The 22,085-nt window shown below is 40.6% G+C and carries 21 protein-coding genes; 13 read left to right on the top strand and 8 right to left on the bottom strand.

The genetic code is table 11. The features are described 5' to 3' along the window. Window positions 1-248: 248 nt before the first annotated feature. Window positions 249-1,070: an Rpn family recombination-promoting nuclease/putative transposase gene (locus tag ACE1CC_RS30100; RefSeq protein ID WP_413274113.1), complete on the bottom strand. Its 822-nt coding sequence runs from the start codon at window positions 1,068-1,070 to the stop codon at window positions 249-251. 393 nt (window positions 1,071-1,463) lie between these two features. Next, window positions 1,464-2,348, bottom strand: coding sequence for a hypothetical protein (locus ACE1CC_RS30105; protein ID WP_413274114.1), 885 nt, complete (start codon window positions 2,346-2,348; stop codon window positions 1,464-1,466). Window positions 2,349-2,553: 205 nt separating this feature from the next. On the opposite strand from ACE1CC_RS30105, the gene ACE1CC_RS30110 reads away from it, so the two are divergent. Both ACE1CC_RS30110 and ACE1CC_RS30115 read left to right on the top strand, forming a co-directional pair. Then, window positions 2,554-2,997 carry a PIN domain-containing protein gene (locus ACE1CC_RS30110; RefSeq protein ID WP_413274115.1) on the top strand — a complete coding sequence of 148 codons (444 nt, stop codon included), beginning with the start codon at window positions 2,554-2,556 and terminating at the stop codon, window positions 2,995-2,997. After that, window positions 2,997-3,206: a hypothetical protein gene (locus ACE1CC_RS30115; RefSeq protein WP_413274116.1), complete on the top strand. Its 210-nt coding sequence runs from the start codon at window positions 2,997-2,999 to the stop codon at window positions 3,204-3,206. The genes ACE1CC_RS30110 and ACE1CC_RS30115 overlap by 1 nt, the downstream gene beginning before the upstream one ends. Before the next feature lie 387 nt (window positions 3,207-3,593). Here the strand turns inward: ACE1CC_RS30115 and ACE1CC_RS30120 are convergent, their stop codons facing one another. Beyond that, on the bottom strand, window positions 3,594-3,836 hold the full coding sequence (locus ACE1CC_RS30120) for a hypothetical protein (RefSeq protein WP_413274117.1): 243 nt from the start codon (window positions 3,834-3,836) through the stop codon (window positions 3,594-3,596). 184 nt (window positions 3,837-4,020) lie between these two features. Here ACE1CC_RS30120 and ACE1CC_RS30125 point away from each other — a divergent pair, with 184 nt between their 5' ends. From ACE1CC_RS30125 to ACE1CC_RS30155, 7 genes are all read left to right on the top strand, one after another. Continuing rightward, a complete protein-coding gene (locus tag ACE1CC_RS30125; RefSeq protein ID WP_413274118.1) occupies window positions 4,021-4,884 on the top strand; it encodes a DUF4384 domain-containing protein in 864 nt (287 codons plus the stop codon). Window positions 4,885-4,950: 66 nt separating this feature from the next. Continuing rightward, entirely contained in the window at window positions 4,951-8,433 is a 3,483-nt protein-coding gene (locus ACE1CC_RS30130; RefSeq protein ID WP_413274119.1) for a tetratricopeptide repeat protein, read from the top strand. A gap of 293 nt (window positions 8,434-8,726) precedes the next feature. Further along, on the top strand, window positions 8,727-9,680 hold the full coding sequence (locus ACE1CC_RS30135; RefSeq protein WP_413274120.1) for a DMT family transporter: 954 nt from the start codon (window positions 8,727-8,729) through the stop codon (window positions 9,678-9,680). Window positions 9,681-9,952: 272 nt separating this feature from the next. Next, window positions 9,953-10,195 (top strand): tetratricopeptide repeat protein, encoded by a 243-nt coding sequence (locus tag ACE1CC_RS30140; RefSeq protein ID WP_413274121.1) that lies wholly within the window; start codon window positions 9,953-9,955, stop codon window positions 10,193-10,195. Between the two features lie 51 nt (window positions 10,196-10,246). After that, complete coding sequence (locus ACE1CC_RS30145; protein WP_413274122.1) at window positions 10,247-10,408, top strand: tetratricopeptide repeat protein; 162 nt, start codon at window positions 10,247-10,249, stop codon at window positions 10,406-10,408. A gap of 121 nt (window positions 10,409-10,529) precedes the next feature. After that, window positions 10,530-11,231, top strand: a complete 702-nt coding sequence (locus ACE1CC_RS30150) for an actin-binding WH2 domain-containing protein (protein ID WP_459563940.1) — start codon at window positions 10,530-10,532, stop codon at window positions 11,229-11,231. Then, entirely contained in the window at window positions 11,232-12,056 is an 825-nt protein-coding gene (locus ACE1CC_RS30155; RefSeq protein WP_413274124.1) for a SirB1 family protein, read from the top strand. A gap of 11 nt (window positions 12,057-12,067) precedes the next feature. On the opposite strand, the gene ACE1CC_RS30160 is transcribed toward ACE1CC_RS30155, so the two are convergent. Further along, window positions 12,068-12,529, bottom strand: coding sequence for an SRPBCC family protein (locus tag ACE1CC_RS30160; protein ID WP_413274125.1), 462 nt, complete (start codon window positions 12,527-12,529; stop codon window positions 12,068-12,070). A 441-nt stretch (window positions 12,530-12,970) separates the two neighbouring features. Between ACE1CC_RS30160 and ACE1CC_RS30165 the strand changes: the two genes are divergently transcribed. Beyond that, complete coding sequence (locus ACE1CC_RS30165) at window positions 12,971-14,665, top strand: mechanosensitive ion channel (protein ID WP_413274126.1); 1,695 nt, start codon at window positions 12,971-12,973, stop codon at window positions 14,663-14,665. A 175-nt stretch (window positions 14,666-14,840) separates the two neighbouring features. Here the strand turns inward: ACE1CC_RS30165 and ACE1CC_RS30170 are convergent, their stop codons facing one another. Next, a complete protein-coding gene (locus ACE1CC_RS30170; protein WP_413274127.1) occupies window positions 14,841-16,322 on the bottom strand; it encodes a GTP-binding protein in 1,482 nt (493 codons plus the stop codon). Window positions 16,323-16,444: 122 nt separating this feature from the next. On the opposite strand from ACE1CC_RS30170, the gene ACE1CC_RS30175 reads away from it, so the two are divergent. Next, window positions 16,445-16,708: a DUF3146 family protein gene (locus tag ACE1CC_RS30175; RefSeq protein WP_413261582.1), complete on the top strand. Its 264-nt coding sequence runs from the start codon at window positions 16,445-16,447 to the stop codon at window positions 16,706-16,708. 3 nt (window positions 16,709-16,711) lie between these two features. Here ACE1CC_RS30175 and ACE1CC_RS30180 read toward each other — a convergent pair whose 3' ends face one another. From ACE1CC_RS30180 to ntcA, 3 genes are all read right to left on the bottom strand, one after another. Further along, complete coding sequence (locus ACE1CC_RS30180) at window positions 16,712-17,173, bottom strand: pre-16S rRNA-processing nuclease YqgF (protein ID WP_413274128.1); 462 nt, start codon at window positions 17,171-17,173, stop codon at window positions 16,712-16,714. Window positions 17,174-17,273: 100 nt separating this feature from the next. Then, the gene (locus tag ACE1CC_RS30185) at window positions 17,274-18,965 is read right to left on the bottom strand and encodes a DUF3084 domain-containing protein (protein ID WP_413274129.1); all 1,692 of its coding nucleotides are present in this window, start codon (window positions 18,963-18,965) and stop codon (window positions 17,274-17,276) included. Window positions 18,966-19,110: 145 nt separating this feature from the next. After that, window positions 19,111-19,782: a global nitrogen regulator NtcA gene (ntcA, locus tag ACE1CC_RS30190; protein ID WP_193980593.1), complete on the bottom strand. Its 672-nt coding sequence runs from the start codon at window positions 19,780-19,782 to the stop codon at window positions 19,111-19,113. 466 nt (window positions 19,783-20,248) lie between these two features. Here ntcA and fabI point away from each other — a divergent pair, with 466 nt between their 5' ends. Together fabI and hisB are read left to right on the top strand one after the other, a co-directional pair. Further along, complete coding sequence (fabI, locus tag ACE1CC_RS30195) at window positions 20,249-21,028, top strand: enoyl-ACP reductase FabI (protein WP_413274130.1); 780 nt, start codon at window positions 20,249-20,251, stop codon at window positions 21,026-21,028. A 27-nt stretch (window positions 21,029-21,055) separates the two neighbouring features. Then, window positions 21,056-21,700 (top strand): imidazoleglycerol-phosphate dehydratase HisB, encoded by a 645-nt coding sequence (hisB, locus tag ACE1CC_RS30200; protein ID WP_413274131.1) that lies wholly within the window; start codon window positions 21,056-21,058, stop codon window positions 21,698-21,700. Window positions 21,701-22,085: the final 385 nt, after the last annotated feature.

Consider the following 22,085-nt stretch of genomic DNA (forward strand, 5'->3'; position numbering starts at 1 on the left):
ATAAAGCCATGTTTCCTAAGAGGGCTAAAGCCCAACAACGTACAAAGAATCAGACTAATCTTATAACTAACAACTTAGGTTATTAGATGTTTCCGATGGGAGTAGCCAACGGACAAATTCGGCGGGGTATTTTTCAGCTAGGTATTTACAAAGGTTGTCGATGTTCAATGGAACTCTTCACTGAATTGATTGCTGTCAGTCAGGTTAAACAAACAAAGTCTGCTGAGGCAGACTTAAGAAATCTTTGCCTATGATTGGTGATTTTGCAACCAAATTGTTAAATCTGTTGGCTGAGAGAAATCTAATAATGCTTCTCCCAAATCTTCTAATTGTGGAATCGATAAAGTTTGAATTTGGGCTTGGATTTCGGGAGTAATGGAGCCGATTCGACGGGTAAGTATTCGTAGAAGCATTGCTACTTCTCCTCGTCGTTGTCCTTGTTCTAGGATATCTTGATAGATCACAGATTCACGCATAATTTCCTCTCTAAATAGTTGGGTAATCAACTTTTTGTCAAAGCGCAGACCTGCAAGAATTTCCGTACAAGCTACTACATTTTGCCGTTGCTGCGTTTCTTCAATATTAGCTACGCGATCGGCAACCTGAGCCAGTAAAGTTTGGGGTGAGTCTGTTCGCGCTAACGTCGCCAATGGTAAAAGCCCAGAGTTGGCTAACAGTGGCGCGGGATCTTGTTCCCACATTCGGATGACTCGATAGCGATGCTGGGTGTTTGGGGAAGTAAACTCGTTGGTAAAGGCGATTTCTGAAGTTGTGGACTTGAGGAAAATCACTACTTGTTCCACATTACAACGGTATTTTCGATGCAGTCGGAGCCAGTAGTCAAGCATCCGTAGTGGGAGTGGGGGATCTGATGCTGGTAAGGTTTGAAATTCCAGGTGCAGAATTAGATTTGGGGTTTGTAGTAAGGTGATGGAATCGGCGCGAATTGGTTCGAGGTTGAGTTCGGTTTTTAGTACTTGAATATTAGATGTTTCCGATGGGAGTAACCAACGGACAAATTCGGTAGGGTATTGTTCTGCGAGGTATTTACAAAGGTTGTCGGTGTTCAATAGTAAATTGGGTTTTGAATTGAGTTGTTTTGATATTATTTTGACAGATTGAATCAAAAAATGAAAGCTATAGAAACTTGACAAAAATATATTGGAGATTGGCTAAATTCTGTCGCATAATTGCGAAATGATATCGGTATATAGGATAAATTTTACCACAATTTTTAAGGGGTATTTTTGGTAAAGGAATTATTGCGATCGCTCACAATTTGTTCAATTTCATTTATCTCTTCTTCTGATAAACCTGCGTAACCTTTAGCAGCTAATTTAAGCATATTTCGTTTGTTTTTATATATAGATTTTGCATTAGTGGCATTACCGAAATGCCACCCAGGTTCGTGAATAATATTATAGGGTCAATTTATGGATTGACCCTACATTTGGCGTTTTTTGTTAATTTCTAAATCTGCTTACCAATTCCTCACGAGACAGTTGCACCAACAAGGGAGTAAATTCTTCTGGTGGAAAAGTCAAGATAGAGTCAATTAAAGCAGATAACTCTGCATCTAATTCTCCAAATCTCAACTTTAATAAATTTTCCACTATTAAACGCTCTCCTTGTTGGATGCCTTTTTGTTCAACTTGTGCTAGCTTTTCTTGCAGCAAAGGTTGTAATCTCATAACTAACTCCCGATCGTCTGCTTCTAAACTTTGATTGATGTTTAAATTTTCTCGTAATTGATAGAACAATTCCAATATTTTGTCTCGCCATACATTTTCGGGTGGCAGTGCCTCCAATTCATCAATTGCTTGTTCTTGTACTTTCTTCCTTCCAAATATTCTTAGCCAAAGTGTTTCTGGGGTTTTGGGTAATTGATGAATTACGACAATGGCTGTTCTTAAATAATAACCAAGAAAATAAACTCCCGCGCCCCAATCGTCTTTTAGTATAGCGTGGAATCCTTCTAAAATTGAGGCTGAGGCAGTTGGGGTGAGAATCCATAAGAAAGGTAAGCTGATGGGTTCATCGGGTGCATTTTTGCGCTTTGCTTGTCGTTGAATGCTTTCTCGGACTTCTAGTGCTTTCAGAAGGCAAGTACAAATTTCATCTGGGTCAACGGCATTGCGAAAGGGTTCAAAGATTGCGGTTGTTTCTCCCAATTTTCCTAATAACCCTAAATCTTGTGATAGGGTTTCGGGGGAAGCATTGGGAATGAATATGACATCGATTTCTCTGGTTTCGGATGTGACTTTTCGATCGGACCTGACTTGTCCGTAGGGTGTTAGTAGTTCTTCTAGGCAATCTTTGGCGAATTGATCGTGGATGAAGCGGGTCATTATTAGGTGATTGAGAGGTTTTGGGCGTGTTTGTTATTTTATAATAAAATTGTAGATGGATAAATTAATGATCGTAAGAAAAGTGCGATCGCGTGCAATTTTTTCGGTTTTATTTATTGTTTACATTAAAATTTTCATTTATTTATTTTTCTAAGAAATGTGATATAATAATCACAGAAAATATAATTAATTCTAATCAATAGATATGGATTTGATTTACCTTGACTACAATTGTTTTCAAAGGGGATTTGACGATCCTTTGCAGACAAGAATCCAGATGGAAGCATTGGCCTGTCAGGATATTTTTATCAGGGCAGATGCAGGAGAAGTGGAACTGGTTTGGTCTTTTATGCACCAAGATGAGACGATTCTTTGTCCCTTTCCAGAACGAAAATATGCAGTTATTGGTCTAGCCAGTCTTTGTAAAGTAAGGGTAGGCCCTGAAGCAGAAATATATCAGCTTGGACAATCATTTCAGCAATCTAAAAACCTTTCGGCTAAAGATGCGTTACATTTTGCTTGTGCAGTTCATATTAATGCAGATTTTTTCTTGACTTGTGATGATAATTTGAGGAAAAAAGCGCAACAATTGAATCAGCAGATAGCTATTATGAATCCAGTGGATTATGTTAGACAGGAGGAAAGCTAATGGATAAGGCAAAAATCATGGATGATACAGAAATCAGAATTAAGGGAATAGAGGCGTTGCAAAAGTCTCTTGGTTCTGCTGCTGCTTTGCGATTTCTCACCCTTTTGCATCGGGAACCAACTAACTATGTGGCAGTTTCTCAGCGGCTTTATGAAGGACAAACAATAGATGAAATATTTGCCAGGGCAAAGCAAAATTGGCAGGGGTAAATTAAGGTGGATTTGTTTATATAGATTTTGCATCAACCGCATCACCCACCTGCGATTCAAATCGCAGGCTAATAGCGAAAGTCCTCTGAAGAGGACTAGGTTACAAGAGAATATTTTGCCTAGAGAAAACAATTACTTTTGCTTTTCTTCAGTCGGATTTATCCGAGTTTAGCTATTAGCCTGGGAATTGATTCCCAGGCGGGTGATGTATTCGCCACCAGGAGATAGATGCACTTTTGATTATTTGGTAGGAATAATCAGCATCCAAACGCGATCGGGAATACCAATTTTTAACCCAATTGCGCTTTCTTGAATTGCCAAAAAAAAGCCCCGCAGTCTGTATAGATTGCGGGGTAACTTTTATATTTTATCCGCTACCGATGCGAATTAATCGGGCAAAGAATGAGAATTGTGACTGGTAGCGTGTTCGGCGACTGTGGTAGCAGCTATAGCAAAAAATAATAAGCCGCCAACCGCTCCACCAGCAGGCCCACCAATTGCAGTACCGATAGCTGACCCAGTTTTTGCCGCTGTAAGAATTACTACGCTCTCATGGGGAAGATGAGGCCCATGAACAGTGTTACCATCAATCGCAAAGTCAAAGTGGTCGTGATGAAAGTTATCCAACATTGCCTTTCTTTCCTTAAGTTTTCAAAGTTGATGTTTTAAAGGTAGCAGCATTAAATTGGGATGAAAAGCCAAAAGTGTCGATTTTTGTAGATGTCTATTTTGTAGAATTTTATTGACTAAATGTTGATGCTTTTCCATTGCCGTGCCTATAATATCGACTAACCTGCCATCAGAAGGATGGACTATGAATTTACCGAGATATGAAGATTATGAGGGAGATTTCCTCGATGCAATGGCAACCCGTTTTGGTTTTACGGGTAAGAATAGCCTGATATTTGAAAAACGTTTTCTGGAAGGCAATAAAAATTTAACGCATGAAGAATTAGCGACTAAGTTCGCAGAAAAGTTGATCAAGGGAACCGAAGATGGTGATCCTTATCGCATTTTTCGTCAGCAGTTGAGTAAAATTTGTGAGAAGCTTGAGGCGGCTGGGTGTCCTCCTAGCAAAGGTGTCGATCGCTGGAAGAATGCCAAACGTTGGTTGCGCGAAGTAATATTTCCCCAATGGGCGAAAGAGCAAGGTTTAGTAACTCCTCCACCATTTACTATTGACCAAATTTGGCAACAACTGAAAGCAAAGGCGATTGATTCTAACCTATTAGAAGTTGTGCTAGCTGAAGAATTGCGTGAAGTGCCTGTGTTGGGGGCTAGGCATAACAAGTCCCGCAAAACTGTGCCTGTGAATAGTGATATTAAATATCAGGTGAAGGTTGATCGCGAAGGATACTTAATATTATTAGAGAGGGAACCATCGGGGGTGGTTTGTTGTTTGTGTCCTTCTGAATATGCGCCTAACTCTCGTTGCGCTGCTGGGGTAATGGTTTTGCCGCAATGCCCCCCATCAGAGTATGCAACTTTTGGATCGGATGAGGTGGGAAGAGAGCAAATTTTAGCTTTGATTACGCAGGAATTGCCGCGTCTAGATTGGTTGAAAAAAAGTAAAGAAAAGGCTTTGGAATTGGATGGAGATCATTTGTATGGGCTGCTGGAATATGTGGAAGGGAATCGAGATTGTCAGGTGTTGTGGACGGAATATAGTGTGGTTTGAAAATTGGGGTTTTAAGCAATAATTCGTTTTTTGACGGGATACAAAATTCAAACTAGGAGGAAAACTATGGAATTCATTAATTGGTTGGGAAATTTAGGGACGCAGGCACAACAGTTTGCTGGGAAAATATCTTGGCAACAGTTAAACCAACAGGTGATTACGCTTTATCACCAGGGAAAGTTATATGAGGCATCAGTAATTGCTGAACAAGCTTTAGATTTGGCATTATCTCTTTACCAAGGCGATCATCCCGATGTGGCAGATAGTTTGAACAATTTAGCGTTACTTTACCAATCCCAAGGCAGATATAGTGAAGCGGAATCAAAGTATGAACAAGCACTGACGATGACACAGCGCATAATTAAGGGCGATCATCGCGATGTAGCAACCAGTTTGAATAATTTGGCAGGACTTTACGACTCTCAAGGCAAATTAAGTGAAGCAGAACCTTTATTCCAACAAGCACTAGCGATGTTGCAGCGCATAATTAAGGGCGATCATCGTGATGTAGCAACCAGTTTGAACAATTTGGCAGGACTTTACCAATCCCAAGGCAGATTAAATGAAGCGGAACCATTGTTCCAAAAAGCATTGGCGATGAGAGAGCGCTTATCTGAAGGCGACGATCCCGATCTGGCACAAAGTTTGAACAATTTGGCGGATCTTTACCAATCCCAAGGCAGATACAGTGAAGCGGAACCTTTGTGCCAACAAGCACTGGCGATGAGACAGCACCTATTTCAGGGCGATCATCCCTATGTGGCATCCAGTTTAAGCAATTTGGCAAGACTTTACAACTCCCAAGGCAGATACAGCGAAGCAGAACCTCTGTTCCAACAAGCACTGGCGATGAGACAACGCATAATTAAGGGCGATCATCCTGATGTGGCAACCAGTTTGAACGATTTGGCAGGACTTTACCAATCCCAAGGCAAATACAGTGAAGCGGAATCAAAGTACCAACAAGCACTGGCGATGAGACAACGACTTTTTGAGGGTGACGATCATCCCGATGTGGCAATTAGTTTGAATGATTTGGCAGGACTTTACCGATTACAAGGCAGATACAGTGAAGCGGAATCTCTGTTCCAACAAGGACTGGCGATGTGGCAGCGCTTAATTAAGGGCGATCATCCTGGTGTGATACAAAGTTTGAATAATTTGGCAGAAATTTACAGATCCCAAGGCAGATATACTGAAGCGGAACCTTTGTGCAAAGAAGCACTGGCAATGAGACAGCGCTTAACTAAGGCCGATCATCCCGATTTAGCAATTAGTTTGAACGGTTTGGCATTACTTTACCAATCCCAAGGCAGATACACTGAAGCGGAACCTTTGTACAAAGAAGCACTGGAGGTATGGCAGCGTTTGTTTAATGGCGATCAACCCGATCTGGCAACCAATTTGATCAATTTGGCACTATTATTAGCAGCTACCGATCGCCCTACGCAAGCGCTAGAACTGATGCAGCAAGCGGCAGCAATGGAAGGGCGAATCATTCGCCGCCAGTTTGCTTACAGTTCGGAACGCGATCGCCTCACCTATCTCGATACGATCAGAAAAACATTACACGCTTTACTCTCCCTCGTCTGGCGCTACCTTTCCGACTCCCCAGAAGCAGTGCAAATTGCCCTGGATGTAGTGCTGCAACGCAAATCCCTCAGCGCTTCTGCCCTGGCTGCTTTCAACTATGCTTTATATAGCGGACGCTATCCCCACTTGCAAGAAGAATTTACTCAACTGCGCCGCCTCCAAGCAGAACTCGTTCATCTTACCTTCGATCCACCCCTCCCCGATCCAAAAGTTCCTGTAGAAACATACCAATCTCTGCGAAAAGCGCATCAAAAAAAGCTTGCCCAATTAGAAGCACAATGCCAACAATTAGAAAAGCAACTGGCATCCCAAGTCCCGGAAATTCAACTGCAAGAACAAGAATGCGATCGTCGCGCCGTCGCTTTGGAATTGCCGTCAGGTTCTACTTTAGTGGAATTTGTTCGCTTCGATCTATTTGATTTTACTGCCCCAAAAGAAACGAAATGGCAATCTGCCCAATATGTAGCGTTTATCTTACCTGCCCAACAACCAGATGCAGTGCAGATGATTAAATTAGGAGAAGCAGAACCCATTGATAAGTTAATTCGAGTTTTTAGAGAAGCATCTGCAAAACCTGGTAACAAGCTTGGCGCGAGAAAAAAACAGCAAACTCTCGATAACGCCTCCGTCGGGGAAAAACTGCGTCAACAAATATTCGATCCGATCCTTACTGAATTAAGAAACCGGATTTCTGAAGTTTCTGAACATTTCTTCATTGCACCCGATGGCGACTTAAACCTGCTGCCGTTTCAGATATTACCGATGCCAGAAACGGACAAGTTGCTGATGGATGAATACACTATTAGTTATCTGAGTGTCGGGCGAGATATCCTGCGGCAAAAAGTGGAAACAAACCGCCCTGTTTCTGATGCTTTGATTATCGCCAATCCTGATTTTAACTTAGCCGTTGGTAGTGAGGAGTTTAGTCCTAAAAGCGCTGAAGCGCTTACAACAAACCTATTATCTTCTTCCCAATTATCAGCTTTAAGTTCTACTTTTCACCCTGTACCGGAAACGGGTTTTTTAGGCAAAAGAGTTGCCGAAAAACTCGGCGTTAAAGCATATCTGGAACAAGAAGCATTAGAACCTATCCTCACTAGCAGTAAATGTCCCCGCTTGTTGATGATTGCTACTCACGGTTACTTTGCCGAAGAAAATCAACCAGATTATCTCAATTTAATTCTTCAAATCCTCAAATCTGATGACGGTGACGAACTAGAAATCTTACGCCACAACCCCCAATTGCTAGATGAAAAATTGCCGGAAATTATGGAAGATGCCGCCAATTATCTAGCTGCCAACGATAACGAAAATAGCGCCAATTGGTTACGCGATTTCGCCAAGCAATTACCGGAAATCATCAAACAATTAAACCCGAATAATGCCGAAAATCGCCTTACTACTGCCCCAGTAGAAAACCCAATGATGCGTTCAGGACTTGCCTTTGCAGGTGCGGAAACTTGGCTAAAAGGTGGCAAACTTCCAAAAGAAGCAGGCAAAGGTTTTCTGTTCGCCCAAGATATCATCGGTATCGATTTATGGGAGAATGAAATCGCGATTTTAGTTGCCTGCGAAACTGCCATTGGTGATATCAAAAATGGTGAAGGCGTATTCGGTTTACGTCGCGCTTTTGCCGTCGCCGGAGCGAAAACTTTGGTAATGAGTTTGTGGTCAGTTCCTACCAAAGCAACTGTCCTACTGATGGAACGATTTTTCGATAATTTGCAGCTTGGTTTAAGACGGGTTGATGCCTTACAAGAAGCACAAAATTATATTCGCAGAATTACTATTGAAGAATTGCAACAATTTCCTCTTGGTCGTGAGGTAATCGATGAACTTTTGACATTAAAAATGTTATCAGAAAGTAGGCTATCTTGTCAAGAATTTAGACCGATCGAGCATCAATTTTTCTGGGGTGCTTGGGTATGTCAGGGAGAGACAACGGAATTGAAATAAAGGTACGTTGTTGCGCTTTAGCGCTAGCTCTAGCGCTGAAGCGCAACAACGTACCTACTAAATTGGGTCAATTAGAGATATGAGATTATAGGATTAACCAAGTTTAGATTATTGTCCTGATGGCAGTAGAAAACCATTGCAACTGGAAGAAAGGTATTTGAAGGAATCAGACTGGGGGTGTGGAAATGATATAGTAGCAGTAAATGAACTATTCAGAGATAATTAAATATTAGGACATAAGTTGGCACTTATAAATTCATGTATCAGCCAGAATATTGACCACTAACAAGAGTATGAATGTCAAACTACAATCACTAGAACACTCCTGGTCTAAAGCAGCCATTTTTATCGGGACTGCATCATTATTTTTCGCTCTAATTCCGATATCTTTAGCACCAAGCTTGGTGAAATTATGCGAACAGGAAATTGGTGCAAATGCCGTAGCATTTCATCGCAATTGGATCGGGACAATCATCTTTGCTTTGCTAAGTGCGATCGAAACTTTCCAAAAGCCAAATTCAGACGATCGATCTTTAGAAAAAAAGCCTTTTACCAAATGGGAATGGGGGCTATTGCTGGTAATGGGAACTACGGGGGCTACCTACTTTCTCTTGTGGGTTTGGTCGGTGACTAAAACTAGCATTGCTAATGTGGCTTTACTTTCTAATTTAAATCCCTTATTTGTCGGTTTGTTGGGGTATTTTTTATTGGGTCGGCGTTTCGATCAGAAATTTTTTATGGGTATGGCTATAGCGCTGGTGGGTGCGATCGCCTTTGAATTCAATAAGGTACAATTGGGCAGTGACCAAATATTTGGTGATGGATTAGCACTTCTTACTGCCATATTTATCGCTACCTATTTGATGCTGGTAGAAAGACTGCGAAACCGATTTACTACCGCAAACATTATGCTATGTCGCTGCGGAATCACAACACTTTTTATCTTGCCTATTTTGCCACTCACCGAAGATAGATTATTACCCTATTCTGGAATGGGATGGTTTTTCATTATTTTCCAAGCCCTGTTTTGCCAAGTTTTGGGTCAAGGATTGTTGGCTTATAGCCTCAGCAAGTTATCATCAGGAGTTGTCGCTGTTACCCTTCTCCTTGAACCAGTTCTAGCTTCCATATTTGCTTGGTTCATTTTTTCTGAACAGGTAAGTTTGTTTGGATGGATGACGTTTGCTGTGGTTTTATTTGGAATATATTTAGCTCAGACTAGTCAATCTGCTGAATCTGAAATATAACCTTTAACTTGTTCAACTACTAACGCAAGTTGCTAGTTATTAATTCTTTCGGAGTTCCCCCGTGATGTTAATAGCTCTTCTTGGGCTGGTTCCCCCCTTTGTAAGGGGGGCTCCAGGGGGATCTCTTAGGGGGGCGAAGAAAGAGCCAGACTTGTAATTAGCAACTTGAGTTACTAAAAAAATTTTTCCTACCTAACTGCATAGGTCGTTTTCACCCAGACATATAGAGGAGTAGACAAGCAAAAAATCTTTCTACAACTGATTCTGGGTATTTGGTAATTAGCCGGAATTTGAACGATCGCTTTAATGAAGCTGCATACTTAGATTATTTAGGTGTTGTTTATAGAAGACAAAACAAATATGCCCAAGCAATTGATTACCATCAACAATCTTTGGCACTTTTTCGCCAATTAAAAACTCCTCGCAGTGAAGCTATTGTTCTTTGCAATTTAGGTATGGCTTACCTGGGACAAGAAGGATATGAACAAGCATTAAACAGTTTCCAAACAGCTTGAAAAATTGAAGAATCTCTGAATCAGCCAAGGACTAAAGCTGTTACTTATTATATGATTGGTTTAACTTACAGTTATCTTAACCGCCAACAAAAAGCGATGGATTCCTATCAACAAGCTTTGTCTTTGTTCCGGGAAGTTGGCGATCAAGAAGCTGTTCAAGAAACTTTACGCCAAATTCGCGGTGTGCAACAAGCAATGTCTCAAGTTGGATAAGAAAAAGTACGTTGTTGCGCTTCAGCGCTAAAGCGCAACAACGTACTTTTAGGATTCTGGAAAAGTTGAAAGTTGTGATGTAGCTATGGAGAAAGTAAATATGGTTCCGGGAGAAGGAAAAATGCAGGGTTCTTTTAAAATGGGTAATTATTTTGGGGTGTTGATTGGGCTGTTACGCGATCGCAAAACCTTTTTAGAAGAAATTCGTCAAGGCACTAAAATCAATCATAAAATTATTGCCTTGCTGGTTTGTAGTTCCATATTTTTTGCTATTTATGGAGCAATCATTGGTCTATCTCATAGCCCAATTCAAGGATTATCTGCTGCTGTTAAATTACCAATTCTTTATTTGCTCACTCTTTTGATTTGTTTACCTACTCTCTACATTTTTAATATCTTCTTCGGTTCTAGTCGTAGCCTAGCCCAGCATTTTCTCGTTGTATTAACGGCTGCATCGGTGATTAGTGCGCTGTTAATTGCTTTTGCACCAGTGACTTTGTTTTTCCTGATCACTACTAACAATTACCAATTTTTTAAATTACTAAATGTTGCTATTTTCATCTTTACAGGCGTAATTGGTGTACACTTCCTTTATCAAGGAATGCAGCTAATTTCCGATCCTGACACGGAAGGTCAACCAACCCGTACTCGACTGTTACAATTTTGGTTAGTCCTCTATGGGTTTGTTGGTAGCCAGCTAGGATGGACACTTAGACCAATTTTTGGCTCACCAAACACAAAATTTGAGCTATTTCGTCAGTTACAAGGTAACATTTATCTTGATATCGTCAAGGCAATTTCTGAAGTACTAGGTTTTCACTAAATGAACTTTCCTCTGGCGCGGCAATATTTCTACAGAGAGATTCATCAGCCTGAGAAAAACATTAATCTGGCAAAAGCAGCTTTGTATATTGCTCAGGAAGAATATCCCGACCTCGATCCAGAGGAATTTCTCAATGCTTTAGATACAATGGCGGAGGAGATTGAGGAACGTTTACCCAGTGAACCCTATCCTTTACGAGTTATCCAATGTATCAATAATTATCTTTACGATGATTTGGGTTTTACTGGTAATAATGATGATTATTATGATCCCCGTAACAGTTATTTAAATCAAGTACTGGAACGGAAAACTGGGATTCCGATTACTCTTTCTTTGGTTTATTTAGAAATTGCTCAACGTATAGATTTTCCGATGGTAGGAATCGGAATGCCGGGTCATTTTTTAATTCGTCCAGATTTTCCAGATGTGGGAATTTATGTGGATGCTTTTAATCAAGGGGAGATTTTATTTGAGCAAGATTGCGAACAAAGATTGAGTCAAATTTATCAGCAACCTGTAACAATTTCGCCAACTTTATTAGAACCTGTAACTCCCCGTCGCTTTTTGTCACGAATGCTGATGAATCTGAAAATGATTTATCTTAATCGGGGGGAATGGCAGAAGGCTTTAGCGAGTATTGAACGAATTTTATTGTTATTTCCTGGGACTCCGACAGAACTGCGCGATCGCGGTTTGCTTTACTACCAAATTGGCGAATTAGCATCGGCTTGTCAAGATTTAGAAAGTTATTTGATGCAGGTTCCTAACGCCGAAGATTCTAGTTTTATTAGGCAATTAGTAGCCCAAATTCGAGAAAATTTATAATAATTTATTAACTACTTAAAACTTTGAGCTTGTTCTTGAGCAACTATTTTTAATCTGCGTAATTGTGCTTGCATATCTTCCTTTGTCCAAGCCGCAGCGAAAGTATTAAATCCCCAACGAATTAGAGGGTTAGCTACTGTAAATTCAAAGCGATTAACTAATAGTGTACCATCGTCTATAGGTTGGCATTCCCAGCGATCGCGACCTTGGAAAAAACCTGTAAATTCCCATACAATTAAACCGGGTTCTCTTTCCACTACTGTACTGTTTAATGTAGGTTCTAACAGGGGAATTTGAATTACAAATCGACTGCGACTACCAATTTCTGTGTTCCAATCACCTACAGGATCGCAACGCAAAGCTGGATTTAACCAGCGGTGCATTAAAGTGCGATCGGTAATACAGCGTTCTACTACTGTAGCACTAGCTTTGATTTGAATTGATTGTTCAAAAACTTGCCTATCTGTTGTCACTTTTAATTAAAGTCCTTTCTGTTGCAAGTTCAGGGGAAATTTATTCCCAGATCGGTTTGAGTAAATATTCTCATTTACTCTATCATATTTCTCAATTATCCTCCACAGTAATTATTAATCAAGTTTTGCACTTTGGGATCAATACCGAGAAAGCAGAATGAGTGGGATCATTTTTAGAGCTTTAATCTTAATTAATATTTAACTTTTCCGCAATGGTAATTAAAAATACCGGGGCAAGAGGTTGATTTTACGTAATTTCTGAAATAAGCTCTTCTAAAGATTTGTTAATTGGTTAAATAATTTACCGATCGTCCGAGTAAATTCTCTGCTAGGGTATTTACTCATAAAGGTAGATGACAAGTAAAAATCGTGAATTTATGCTTGGCAAAGACAATTTTATGGTATGTTAACCAACAATTCTGACAATAAATCAGAAAAACTATGAATAACATTTGGCAAAGTACAGCACATTTAGTTGTGAGTGTGCCGACTCCTCCTAATCAAATTGTGGCGCAGGTTACAAGGACAACTAACCCAGTAAATGACACGGTGGATGTTGTCCAGCGAACCACTAGCAACATTGGTCAGTTTTTACCGAATTTGTTAGGTGCGATCGTCATCTTAGTTTTAGGCTGGTTATTAGCGGTAATCATCGCTTGGGCAGTCAAGAAACTGCTAAATCGCACTAGCATTGATAATAGGATTACAGCTTGGGTGACAGGGCGACCTGATGCGGAAAGTCTACCTGTAGAAAAGTGGATTTCCGACATAGTATTTTGGATCATTTTCATCTTTGCCCTAGTCGCTTTTTTACAAGCACTTCAGTTGACAGCGGTTTATGAACCGCTGAATAATTTACTCAATCAAGTCTTTACTTTCCTGCCAAAATTAGCAGGAGCAGCTATTCTTTTAGCTATTGCTTGGGTAATAGCAACAGTAGTTAAATTGGTAGTAACACGCTCATTACAAGCGGTGAGACTAGATGAGCGTCTTAACCAAGAAGTTAACGAAACAAACAACCAATTTTCTGTCAGTGAAACCATTGGTAATACACTGTATTGGTTTATCTTTTTGCTGTTTCTGCCCTCGATTTTAAGTACATTAGAATTAGCGGGAACTTTACAACCAGTACAACGATTACTGAATGATATTCTGTCAATATTGCCGAATATATTTGCGGCGATTTTGATTGGTGCAGCGGGTTGGTTAGTTGCTCAAGTTGTGCGGCGAATAGTTACTAATTTGTTAGTAGCTGCGGGAACGGATAGATTAGGTACTCGTTTCGGGATTAATCCTTCGACAACTGGGCAATCTCTATCTTGGATTATTGGTACAGTTGTTTATGTACTGATTTTAATTCCGGTAGCAATAGCAGCCCTAAATGCTCTGAGAATTAGTGCGATTTCGATTCCAGCGATCGCCATGCTGAATGAAATTCTCAGTGCAATTCCGAGAATTTTCACAGCTTTCATTATCTTAGCGGTAGCTTATGCGATCGGTAAGTTTTTAGCGGATGTTGTCACCAGTATCTTAACAAGTATTGGCTTCAACAACGTTTTCAACTGGATTGGTTTACCCACACCCAGAGCAACTCGTAGTAGAATTATTGTCTCTCCCTCAGAAACTTCTGCTGATAGTCCGACACCAGAAACAGTTGAACAAAAAACTGTTTCCAGAACTCCTTCGGAAATTGTCGGAATTATTGTGTTAGTGGGGATCATGCTGATAGCTACAGTCGCAGCTGTAGAAGTTCTCAATTTTGCAGCCCTCACCGCAATTGTTTCGGGAATTGTCGCTATAGCTGGGCAGATTTTAGTTGGGTTAGTGATATTTGCGATCGGTTTGTATCTAGCAAATCTCGCTTTCAATCTGATTACCAGTTCGGGAAATCAACAAGCAGTTATCTTGGGAAATGCGGCGCGAATTGCGATTATTATCTTAGTTTCAGCAATGGCTTTACAACAAATGGGCATTGCTGCGGATATCGTTAATTTAGCCTTTGGTTTATTGCTTGGTGCGATCGCAGTAGCCACAGCAATAGCCTTTGGATTAGGTAGTCGCGATGTTGCTGGCGAACAAGTTCGAGATTGGTTAGAATCCTTTAAACGCAAAAAGAATGAACCACCTCGAATCTAGTTAACCAATTCAACAATTTCAATACTTAACTTAGGGTGCTTTCCAAAGTGAAAAAGCACCTATTTTTATGATTTATATTGAATTAAAATTCAGTCCGTTGTATCGACTTCAGTCGTACCTATCCCAAAGAAAAACACTAAAGTGTTTACAACGAACCTGGTCTGTTGTATCGACTTCAGTCGTTTGATATTCTGGTATATAATTTCGCCCGCAATTCATCTTTTAAGCGATTCAAAATCGAATCTTCATCTAAAGAAGATAAAATTTGATCGACCACAGCTTTTGGCCCTGCTGCGCCCCAAGAAGCACCATTTGCTAAATAAGCTTTAGTAACTTGTCCAATTCCATAGGAAGAAACACCAGCTACGCTTGCTTGAGTTAATGCAACCGAGAAATAAGCACCTAAAGATAAACCTCCGGTTGCGGGTGCGCTTAATCCTAACAAACCTTTTAAAGAACTTAAACCTAAATTTGCGACTAATTCACTAGCACTTAAACCACCCATACAAAGAGCAATTCTTTTTAATAAAGATACAGCCCCTTGTTGAGTCATTTGAATTCCGTAAAGTTTAGACAAAGTTAAAATCAAAGCGACATCAATAATGGCACCACTAAATAAGTCTATTACTGTGAGTGGGTTAAGTGCGATCGCCAATGCTTTTGTCACCGAAGCATTCCAAATAATTCGATTGGCGCTGCTTTCTCGAATTGCCATTTTTCGCTCTAGCACTTTATCATTTACTTCATCAGCAAACAACATCGAATTAAGAGCAATTAAAGACTTACCTTCTCGATGTAAAATCTCTAAAATCTTTAATTTTAATTCCTCAATTTGGGGTTCTCCCAGCTTCATTTGTACGCCTAAACTACCATCTTGGCGGCGTACTGCTTGGGCTAGTAAGGGAGAAGCCGCAGCCATAACAATTTCATCAGGTGAGAGTAATTCTCGCACGCGATCGTCACGAATTTTCTGATAAATTGCCATGCGATCGACTTCAGGATATTGGTCTATCTTGTTAAATACTAATAAAATCGGTTTACCAGCCGATCGTAATTCCGAAAGCGCACTATGTTCCACTTTCGTCATATCGCCAGCAATTAAAAATAAAATTAAATCTGCCTGTTTTGCCACATCTCGCGCCAAAGCTGCACGAGTTTCCCCATCTACTTCATCTAATCCCGGAGTATCAATTAACTCTACTTGGGAATTACCTTTTCCAGGTAAAGCAACTCTTAAAACCTGAGAATTACCATCACCTACAGCTTCTTGAGAATAGTACCAATTCGCCTTTTGACTGCTGCGAGTTACGCCATGCAAAGGGCCAGTTTCAAACACTTTTTCCCCTAATAAAGCGTTGAGTAAAGAAGATTTACCCCGCCCTACCATGCCAAACACAGCAATTTGCACTACTGAATGTTCCAACTTATCCAGCATATTTTGTAAATCATTAATTGCTGGTTCTAGTCCGGCTTGTTCTTGGGGTGAAAGGTCTAATTTAGCAACAATCTCTCTTAAGGCAGTTTGCGCCTGTTTATAATTTAGTTCTTCTTGAATATCGGTAAAGCTAAAAATAGCATTGTCCAGTTCCCTTTCCAGGTCTGGAGAATTTGCGGAATTGTCTTGTAAACTCTTTTGTGACCCAGAAAAAGTAGTCAAAGTGTATCCTCCGGTGGATTATAGGGTTATGGTGGGTATATATTTCGATCCTAATGAGATTGACTCAAATTGCCATCAGTTTAGTATGAGAAAAGAGAGTTAAAGTAGATTGTCCTGAAATCGTGAGCGCAAAACCTCTACCAGAAACCACCGCCTTTGTCCGCATTACCGAACTGTGTTGGCTACAGGGTAAAATTGCCGGGGAAGTGAGAGCCGAAGATTATGAGTGGCACTTCCAATGGTGTTTTAAACAGGGTAAGTTGTCTGTTCAACCTACTCTGGGGCGTGCTTTAATTATCGAGCCTTTGGGCAGATTTTTAGAACAGTCCGATTATCAACTAGAGCCAGGTGGAGATTATGCTTTCAAGATCCGGGCTAAGTTTTAGAACTTAACAACTGACTAAACGTCCTAAATATCTTTCGATGAGTAGAATGGCGACAATATCATCTACCGGACGGGGTAAAGGTCGCATTCCTTGGGGAATTAATTTGTAAAGTCCTTGAGGTGGGTACATTTGCCAATAGCGATCGCGTGCCTCTAAAGTACTATATCGTTCATCAACCAAAATAATTCGCAAAGGCTCTGGCAGTTCTCGATCGAGTTGTTTTTTCCAAGTTTTAGCGGTAGTTTGATCTCCCATGACTAACACAGAAACCGGATAAATTTGTCTTAATTCTTGAATGGTGGCGATCGCTTTTTCTGCCGCAATAACTTCGTGGTAATGTAGTTTGCGATCGACTGCCATTACCGCTAAACCGCATTTTTGCCGCCCTGGATCGAAACCCAAAATTACAGGCTGTTTGGGTGATGCACTAGATTCAGGATTAGGACTATCAGGAGAAAACATCATCTCAATTTTAGATTGTAAATTTAGATTTTAGATTAACCTCTACAGATCAAGCTGAAAATTCTTTAATTCTCCGAGAGCTCCGAGAGCTCCGAGAGCTCCCTTACCCCGTTGAAGATGTCCTAAAAATTACTTGTCCGCCTTGAATGGCGACTAAATCCATTTTCACTGGCCCAGCAGTATAGGTAGTATCTGATGCTACTACCTGTACATCTAAGGGTTCTTTAAATTGTTTTAATTGCTCTAAAAAGCGGGTTAATGTTTCGATGCGATCGTCTCCTATTTGCATTGTATTAGCGACAATTCCCGCACGTCGGGCGCGATACTGAGAAGCTGCTATGAGTAACTCAATTCGCTGACGCAATTGTTCTTCTGTCATCTTTGTGGGATCGGCAGAAGTTACTGCTAATACTTCTCCTGCTTGGAAAATTACGCGATTAGGAGTGACATCAGCAAATACCTGCACGGGCGATTCTCCCAGGACATAATTACCAGCTGAAATAATCCGAACTACATAATCATTGCCATCATTTATTTTGTTAATTAATTGCTCGACTTCTGTTTCTCTAATTACAATTACCTGTTCTTTATTGTTATTTTCTTCAGGTTTAGTGCGTTGGATTGCCGAGCGATTAGCTTGGGATAATAATTGATCTACCACTGCACGAGCAGCTGTGGGCTCAACAATCCGAAATACACCTGATGCCAGTACTTGACCTCGCAGCAATCTGACATTGCCTTGGCGTAATTCTTGATAATCCTGATAATACTGCTCTAATGTGGCAACTTCCTGTTGCAGGAGGTTTAATTCTTTACCTCTTTGGTTAAGTTGTTTCTCTTTTTCTGTGATTAATTTTTCCCGTTCCGCAATTAGTTGTTCGCTTTGGTTAAGTTTAGCTTCTAAAGCTTTCAAACGGCTTTCTTGTTTAGCGATTATTTCGTCTTGAATTCGCATTTTTTGATCGCGAATCCCTATTTCTTGTTCTCTTTGATAAATCCGTTGATCCTGTGTCCTAATTCTTTGATCGCGCTCACTTATGGCAGTATCACGAACCGCAATTTGTTGGTCTTGTAACCTAATTGTGCGATCGCGTGCGGCAATTTTTTCATCTCTTTGATCCAATTGCGCTTTTAGTTCAGTAATTTGCTGCTGAACTTGATCTCTTTGCCCGATCAACTCTTTTCTTTCTGACTGCAAGCGGCTAATTTCTTGGCGCAAGTTTTCCGTTTGCTGAGAAACTACTTTTAACTGTTCCTGAGTTTGACTCAATTGCCCTTGAGTTTCGCTCAATTGCCCTTGAGTGCGATTTAATTGTGCTTGTGTACCAGCTTGTTTGGCAACTGCTTCCGAAAGTTTTGCCAACGCCATCTGCAACGCTTGATTTGTGTCATCCAAGCGTTTCTGTGCTGCTGCTTGTTGTGCTTTAGCTTGCGCTAACTCATTTTCTACTTGACTTTTTTCCCTTTCTACTTGAAATTTCTCTGCTTCTAAAAGCAGTTTTTCTCCTTTGGTTCTTTCTACCTCTTGACGGGCGTTTTTGAGATTTCTTTGAATTGTCCCTAATTTAAAAACACCTGTACGTAATTGGTCACTGGCGGCGAATAAAATTGCCAGTGTGGAACCTGAAATTAAACTACCTGTCAGGAGGGTGATCAACACCGCTGTGTTCTTGGGTCGTAAATTGAACAAGCTGAGTCTAGCTTTGCCCACTTTCGTACCAATGCGATCGCCCACCGATGCGATCACACCTCCCAACACCAAAACTGCTGCTATCAGGATTAACCCGGTGGTCATACTCAGCTAAATTAGCTCCACATCCAGACTATCTCACACCCTACTAAATATTGAAGCTATTCACTTAAATAGAGTAAATAATTTACACCTATTTAAGTTTTTCCCGATCAGGGGAGAAGTAATTTTGATTTCTGTCAAACCGCAATTAGGTAAACTGTTGGCTTAACGCTACTGGGTTATGGACAGTAATCTTTTTCTTATGGATGGAGATCATTTTTTCCTGCCTGAGATCCCCTAGCAAACGAGTCACCGTTACGCGAGTGGAACCGATGGCTTCCGCGATCGCCTGATGGGATAGCTTTAGATCTATAGTAATCCCATCTTGACCGGAAACGCCAAAATCGCGGCAAAGAATTAACAGAAAACTGACTAATCTTGATCCCATATCTCTATGAGCTAAGGTTTCAATCATCATTTCTGTTTGTAGGATGCGCGAAGACAAACCTCGCAGCATTAACATTGCTAACTCAGGATTATCTTTCAGTGCTTGTTCTACTTGATCGATTGGTGCTGAAAGTAATTCCGCTGGTGTAAAAGCGACCGCATGATAAAACCGATCTGAGCGGTTCCCTGTAATCAGAGATAATACCCCAAACACACTATTCTCTCGCAGTAGCGCCACTGTAATTTCTTCTCCTGCTTCGTAAACTCGCGAAAGTTTTACCGCACCTTTGAGAAGAAAATATACCCTTTCGGCTGGATCTCCGGGGAAAAAAATAGTCTTTCCCCTTTCAAAGGTTTCTACAACTGGTGGAAATGCACCACCTCCTATTTGCCGAAATACAGATGCTAGCGGTCTATCGTCTAAAACGACCATGTTTTTTTGCCCTCACCGACACCCAAGAAACTTGTTTAATTCTTGACAATTATCCTTAGTAATAACTCCTACCATCCCACTTCCCAAAATCTAGCTTATAAGTTTTTGCTGTTTGGTCAAGATGTAGTTTATTAGATGTTTGTCTTTTTGACTATTATGTGTTCCCAGACATCCATAATTTGTTTGCCAATCGCATCGGAGATCAATAAAATTCCTGTGCAATATAACACATAATAGCTACTTATATAATTGCATCTTAGCTCCTCATCTTCACAGAAATTTCTCAGCCGCAAAACCGAGTTTATTTCTCGTGGTTCAACCCAAGAAACTAAGGCAAAATTTGAAGTAATTACCAGAATTTTCTGTATTCTAAGATACATTTATCCAAAATGATCTGTAATTTTAGTAAGATTGGGGGAATTTTGGCGCTGTTTGTCGGGTCAACTCTCAGATATAATGAACCACTATGCTGAATTTAACCGGAAAAAACGCACTTGTAACTGGCATTGCCAACAATCGATCGATTGCTTGGGGCATTGCCCAACAGCTTCATGAAGCTGGAGCCAACCTTGGCATCACCTACCTGCCTGATGAAAAGGGACGCATGGAGAAAAAAGTGGCTGAGTTGGTAGAACCACTCAACCCCAGTTTGTTTTTACCATGTGATGTCCAAAATGAAGCCCAAATCCAATCTACTTTTGAGACGATCGCCGAAAAATGGGGTAAGCTGGACATTCTGATTCATTGTTTGGCTTTTGCCAAAAAAGATGATTTGTCAGGGGATTTTAGCAAAACCACTAAAGAAGGCTTTAGCTTGGCTTTAGAAATCAGTGCCTATTCGCTGATTCAGTTGAGTGGGGCAGCTAAACCTTTGATGACAGAAGGCGGTAGCATCGTTACCCTAACATATTTAGGCGGTGTAAAGGTGATTCCTAACTATAATGTCATGGGGATCGCTAAAGCAGCTTTGGAAATGAATGTTCGTTACTTAGCCGCTGAATTAGGCCCGCAAAATATTCGGGTAAATGCGATTTCGGCAGGTCCGATCCGCACTTTAGCTTCTTCGGCAGTTGGCGGAATTTTAGATATGATTCATCATGTCGAGGAAGTGGCACCTTTGAGACGAACTGTTACCCAAACAGAAGTGGGTAATGCAGCTGCTTTCCTATGCAGTGATTTGTCTAGCGGCATCACAGGTCAAATTTTGTATGTGGATGCTGGTTATGAAATCATGGGAATGGGATAGGTTTATTTAGTGATTTGAAATTAGTTTATGCAAATTAGCGATCGCCAAATTCTTTCTAACGAACATCCAGAGCAAATTACCCCCGCACGTATCGCAACTGTCCGACGGACTACGGGCGAAACAGATGTACAAGTAACTATTAATTTGGACGGTACAGGTGTCTGTGTTTCTAAGACAGGAATTCCGTTTTTAGATCACATGATGCACCAAATCTCTTCGCATGGGTTGATAGATTTGGACGTGCAAGCAACGGGTGATTTGGAAATAGACGATCACCACACAAATGAGGATGTAGGAATTACTTTGGGTCAGGCGTTGGGGAAGGCTTTAGGCGATCGCAAAGGCATTGTCCGTTTCGGTAATTTCCTCGCTCCTCTCGATGAAGCTTTAATTCAAGTCGCTTTGGATTTTTCGGGAAGACCTCATTTAAGTTATGGTTTGGAAATACCGACGCAGCGAGTAGGAACTTACGATACTCAGTTAGTTAGAGAATTTTTTGTCGCCTTGGTGAATCATTCCCAAATGACGTTACATATTCGTCAATTAGACGGAATTAATTCTCATCATATTATTGAAGCAACTTTTAAGGCTTTTGCTAGAGCAATGCGAATGGCTGTGGAATTCGATCGCCGTCGTTTAGGAAGTATTCCTAGTTCTAAAGGGGTGTTATAAGATTTTTTTTTGAACCGCGAAGACGCGAAGAGCGCGAAGGAATTTATTTGTAGGGTGCGTTAGCGGTAGCGTAACGCACCATCCACTTATATTTAGTTTTTCTGAGTAATTCATGAAAACTTCTGTTTCCTTAACCCAGACAGCTAGAAATATTTCTCCGGCTGAATTGCGACATGAGAATAGTAGCGATCAATTAAAGTAATCCTATTCTTTAATAGTTTCCAGAAGTTCCAAACTAAGTAGGTAATTATAAATAAAGTGAAAACTGAGGCGGGCTAGGAGAGCCCACCCCATCCTCATATAACTATTATCACTTTATTTATTTACACCTACTTACTACACTCTAAAAAAAAGCTCATTTTCACACCTCATTCAACTTCTAACA

Origin of the sequence: Floridaenema aerugineum BLCC-F46, from assembly GCF_041929345.1 — a bacterium.
Lineage (GTDB): Bacteria > Cyanobacteriota > Cyanobacteriia > Cyanobacteriales > Aerosakkonemataceae > Floridanema > Floridanema aerugineum.

Bases quoted from the DNA above. Each gene is read 5' to 3' on its own strand.
- ACE1CC_RS30105 (WP_413274114.1), bottom strand. From the start codon at position 2,348: ATGACCCGCTTCATCCACGATCAATTCGCCAAAGATTGCCTAGAAGAA.
- ACE1CC_RS30110 (WP_413274115.1), top strand. From the start codon at position 2,554: ATGGATTTGATTTACCTTGACTACAATTGTTTTCAAAGGGGATTTGAC.
- ACE1CC_RS30115 (WP_413274116.1), top strand. From the start codon at position 2,997: ATGGATAAGGCAAAAATCATGGATGATACAGAAATCAGAATTAAGGGA.
- ACE1CC_RS30120 (WP_413274117.1), bottom strand. From the start codon at position 3,836: ATGTTGGATAACTTTCATCACGACCACTTTGACTTTGCGATTGATGGT.
- ACE1CC_RS30125 (WP_413274118.1), top strand. From the start codon at position 4,021: ATGAATTTACCGAGATATGAAGATTATGAGGGAGATTTCCTCGATGCA.
- ACE1CC_RS30130 (WP_413274119.1), top strand. From the start codon at position 4,951: ATGGAATTCATTAATTGGTTGGGAAATTTAGGGACGCAGGCACAACAG.
- ACE1CC_RS30135 (WP_413274120.1), top strand. From the start codon at position 8,727: ATGAATGTCAAACTACAATCACTAGAACACTCCTGGTCTAAAGCAGCC.
- ACE1CC_RS30145 (WP_413274122.1), top strand. From the start codon at position 10,247: ATGATTGGTTTAACTTACAGTTATCTTAACCGCCAACAAAAAGCGATG.
- ACE1CC_RS30150 (WP_459563940.1), top strand. From the start codon at position 10,530: ATGCAGGGTTCTTTTAAAATGGGTAATTATTTTGGGGTGTTGATTGGG.
- ACE1CC_RS30155 (WP_413274124.1), top strand. From the start codon at position 11,232: ATGAACTTTCCTCTGGCGCGGCAATATTTCTACAGAGAGATTCATCAG.
- ACE1CC_RS30165 (WP_413274126.1), top strand. From the start codon at position 12,971: ATGAATAACATTTGGCAAAGTACAGCACATTTAGTTGTGAGTGTGCCG.
- ACE1CC_RS30180 (WP_413274128.1), bottom strand. From the start codon at position 17,173: ATGATGTTTTCTCCTGATAGTCCTAATCCTGAATCTAGTGCATCACCC.
- ACE1CC_RS30185 (WP_413274129.1), bottom strand. From the start codon at position 18,965: ATGACCACCGGGTTAATCCTGATAGCAGCAGTTTTGGTGTTGGGAGGT.
- ntcA (WP_193980593.1), bottom strand. From the start codon at position 19,782: ATGGTCGTTTTAGACGATAGACCGCTAGCATCTGTATTTCGGCAAATA.
- fabI (WP_413274130.1), top strand. From the start codon at position 20,249: ATGCTGAATTTAACCGGAAAAAACGCACTTGTAACTGGCATTGCCAAC.
- hisB (WP_413274131.1), top strand. From the start codon at position 21,056: ATGCAAATTAGCGATCGCCAAATTCTTTCTAACGAACATCCAGAGCAA.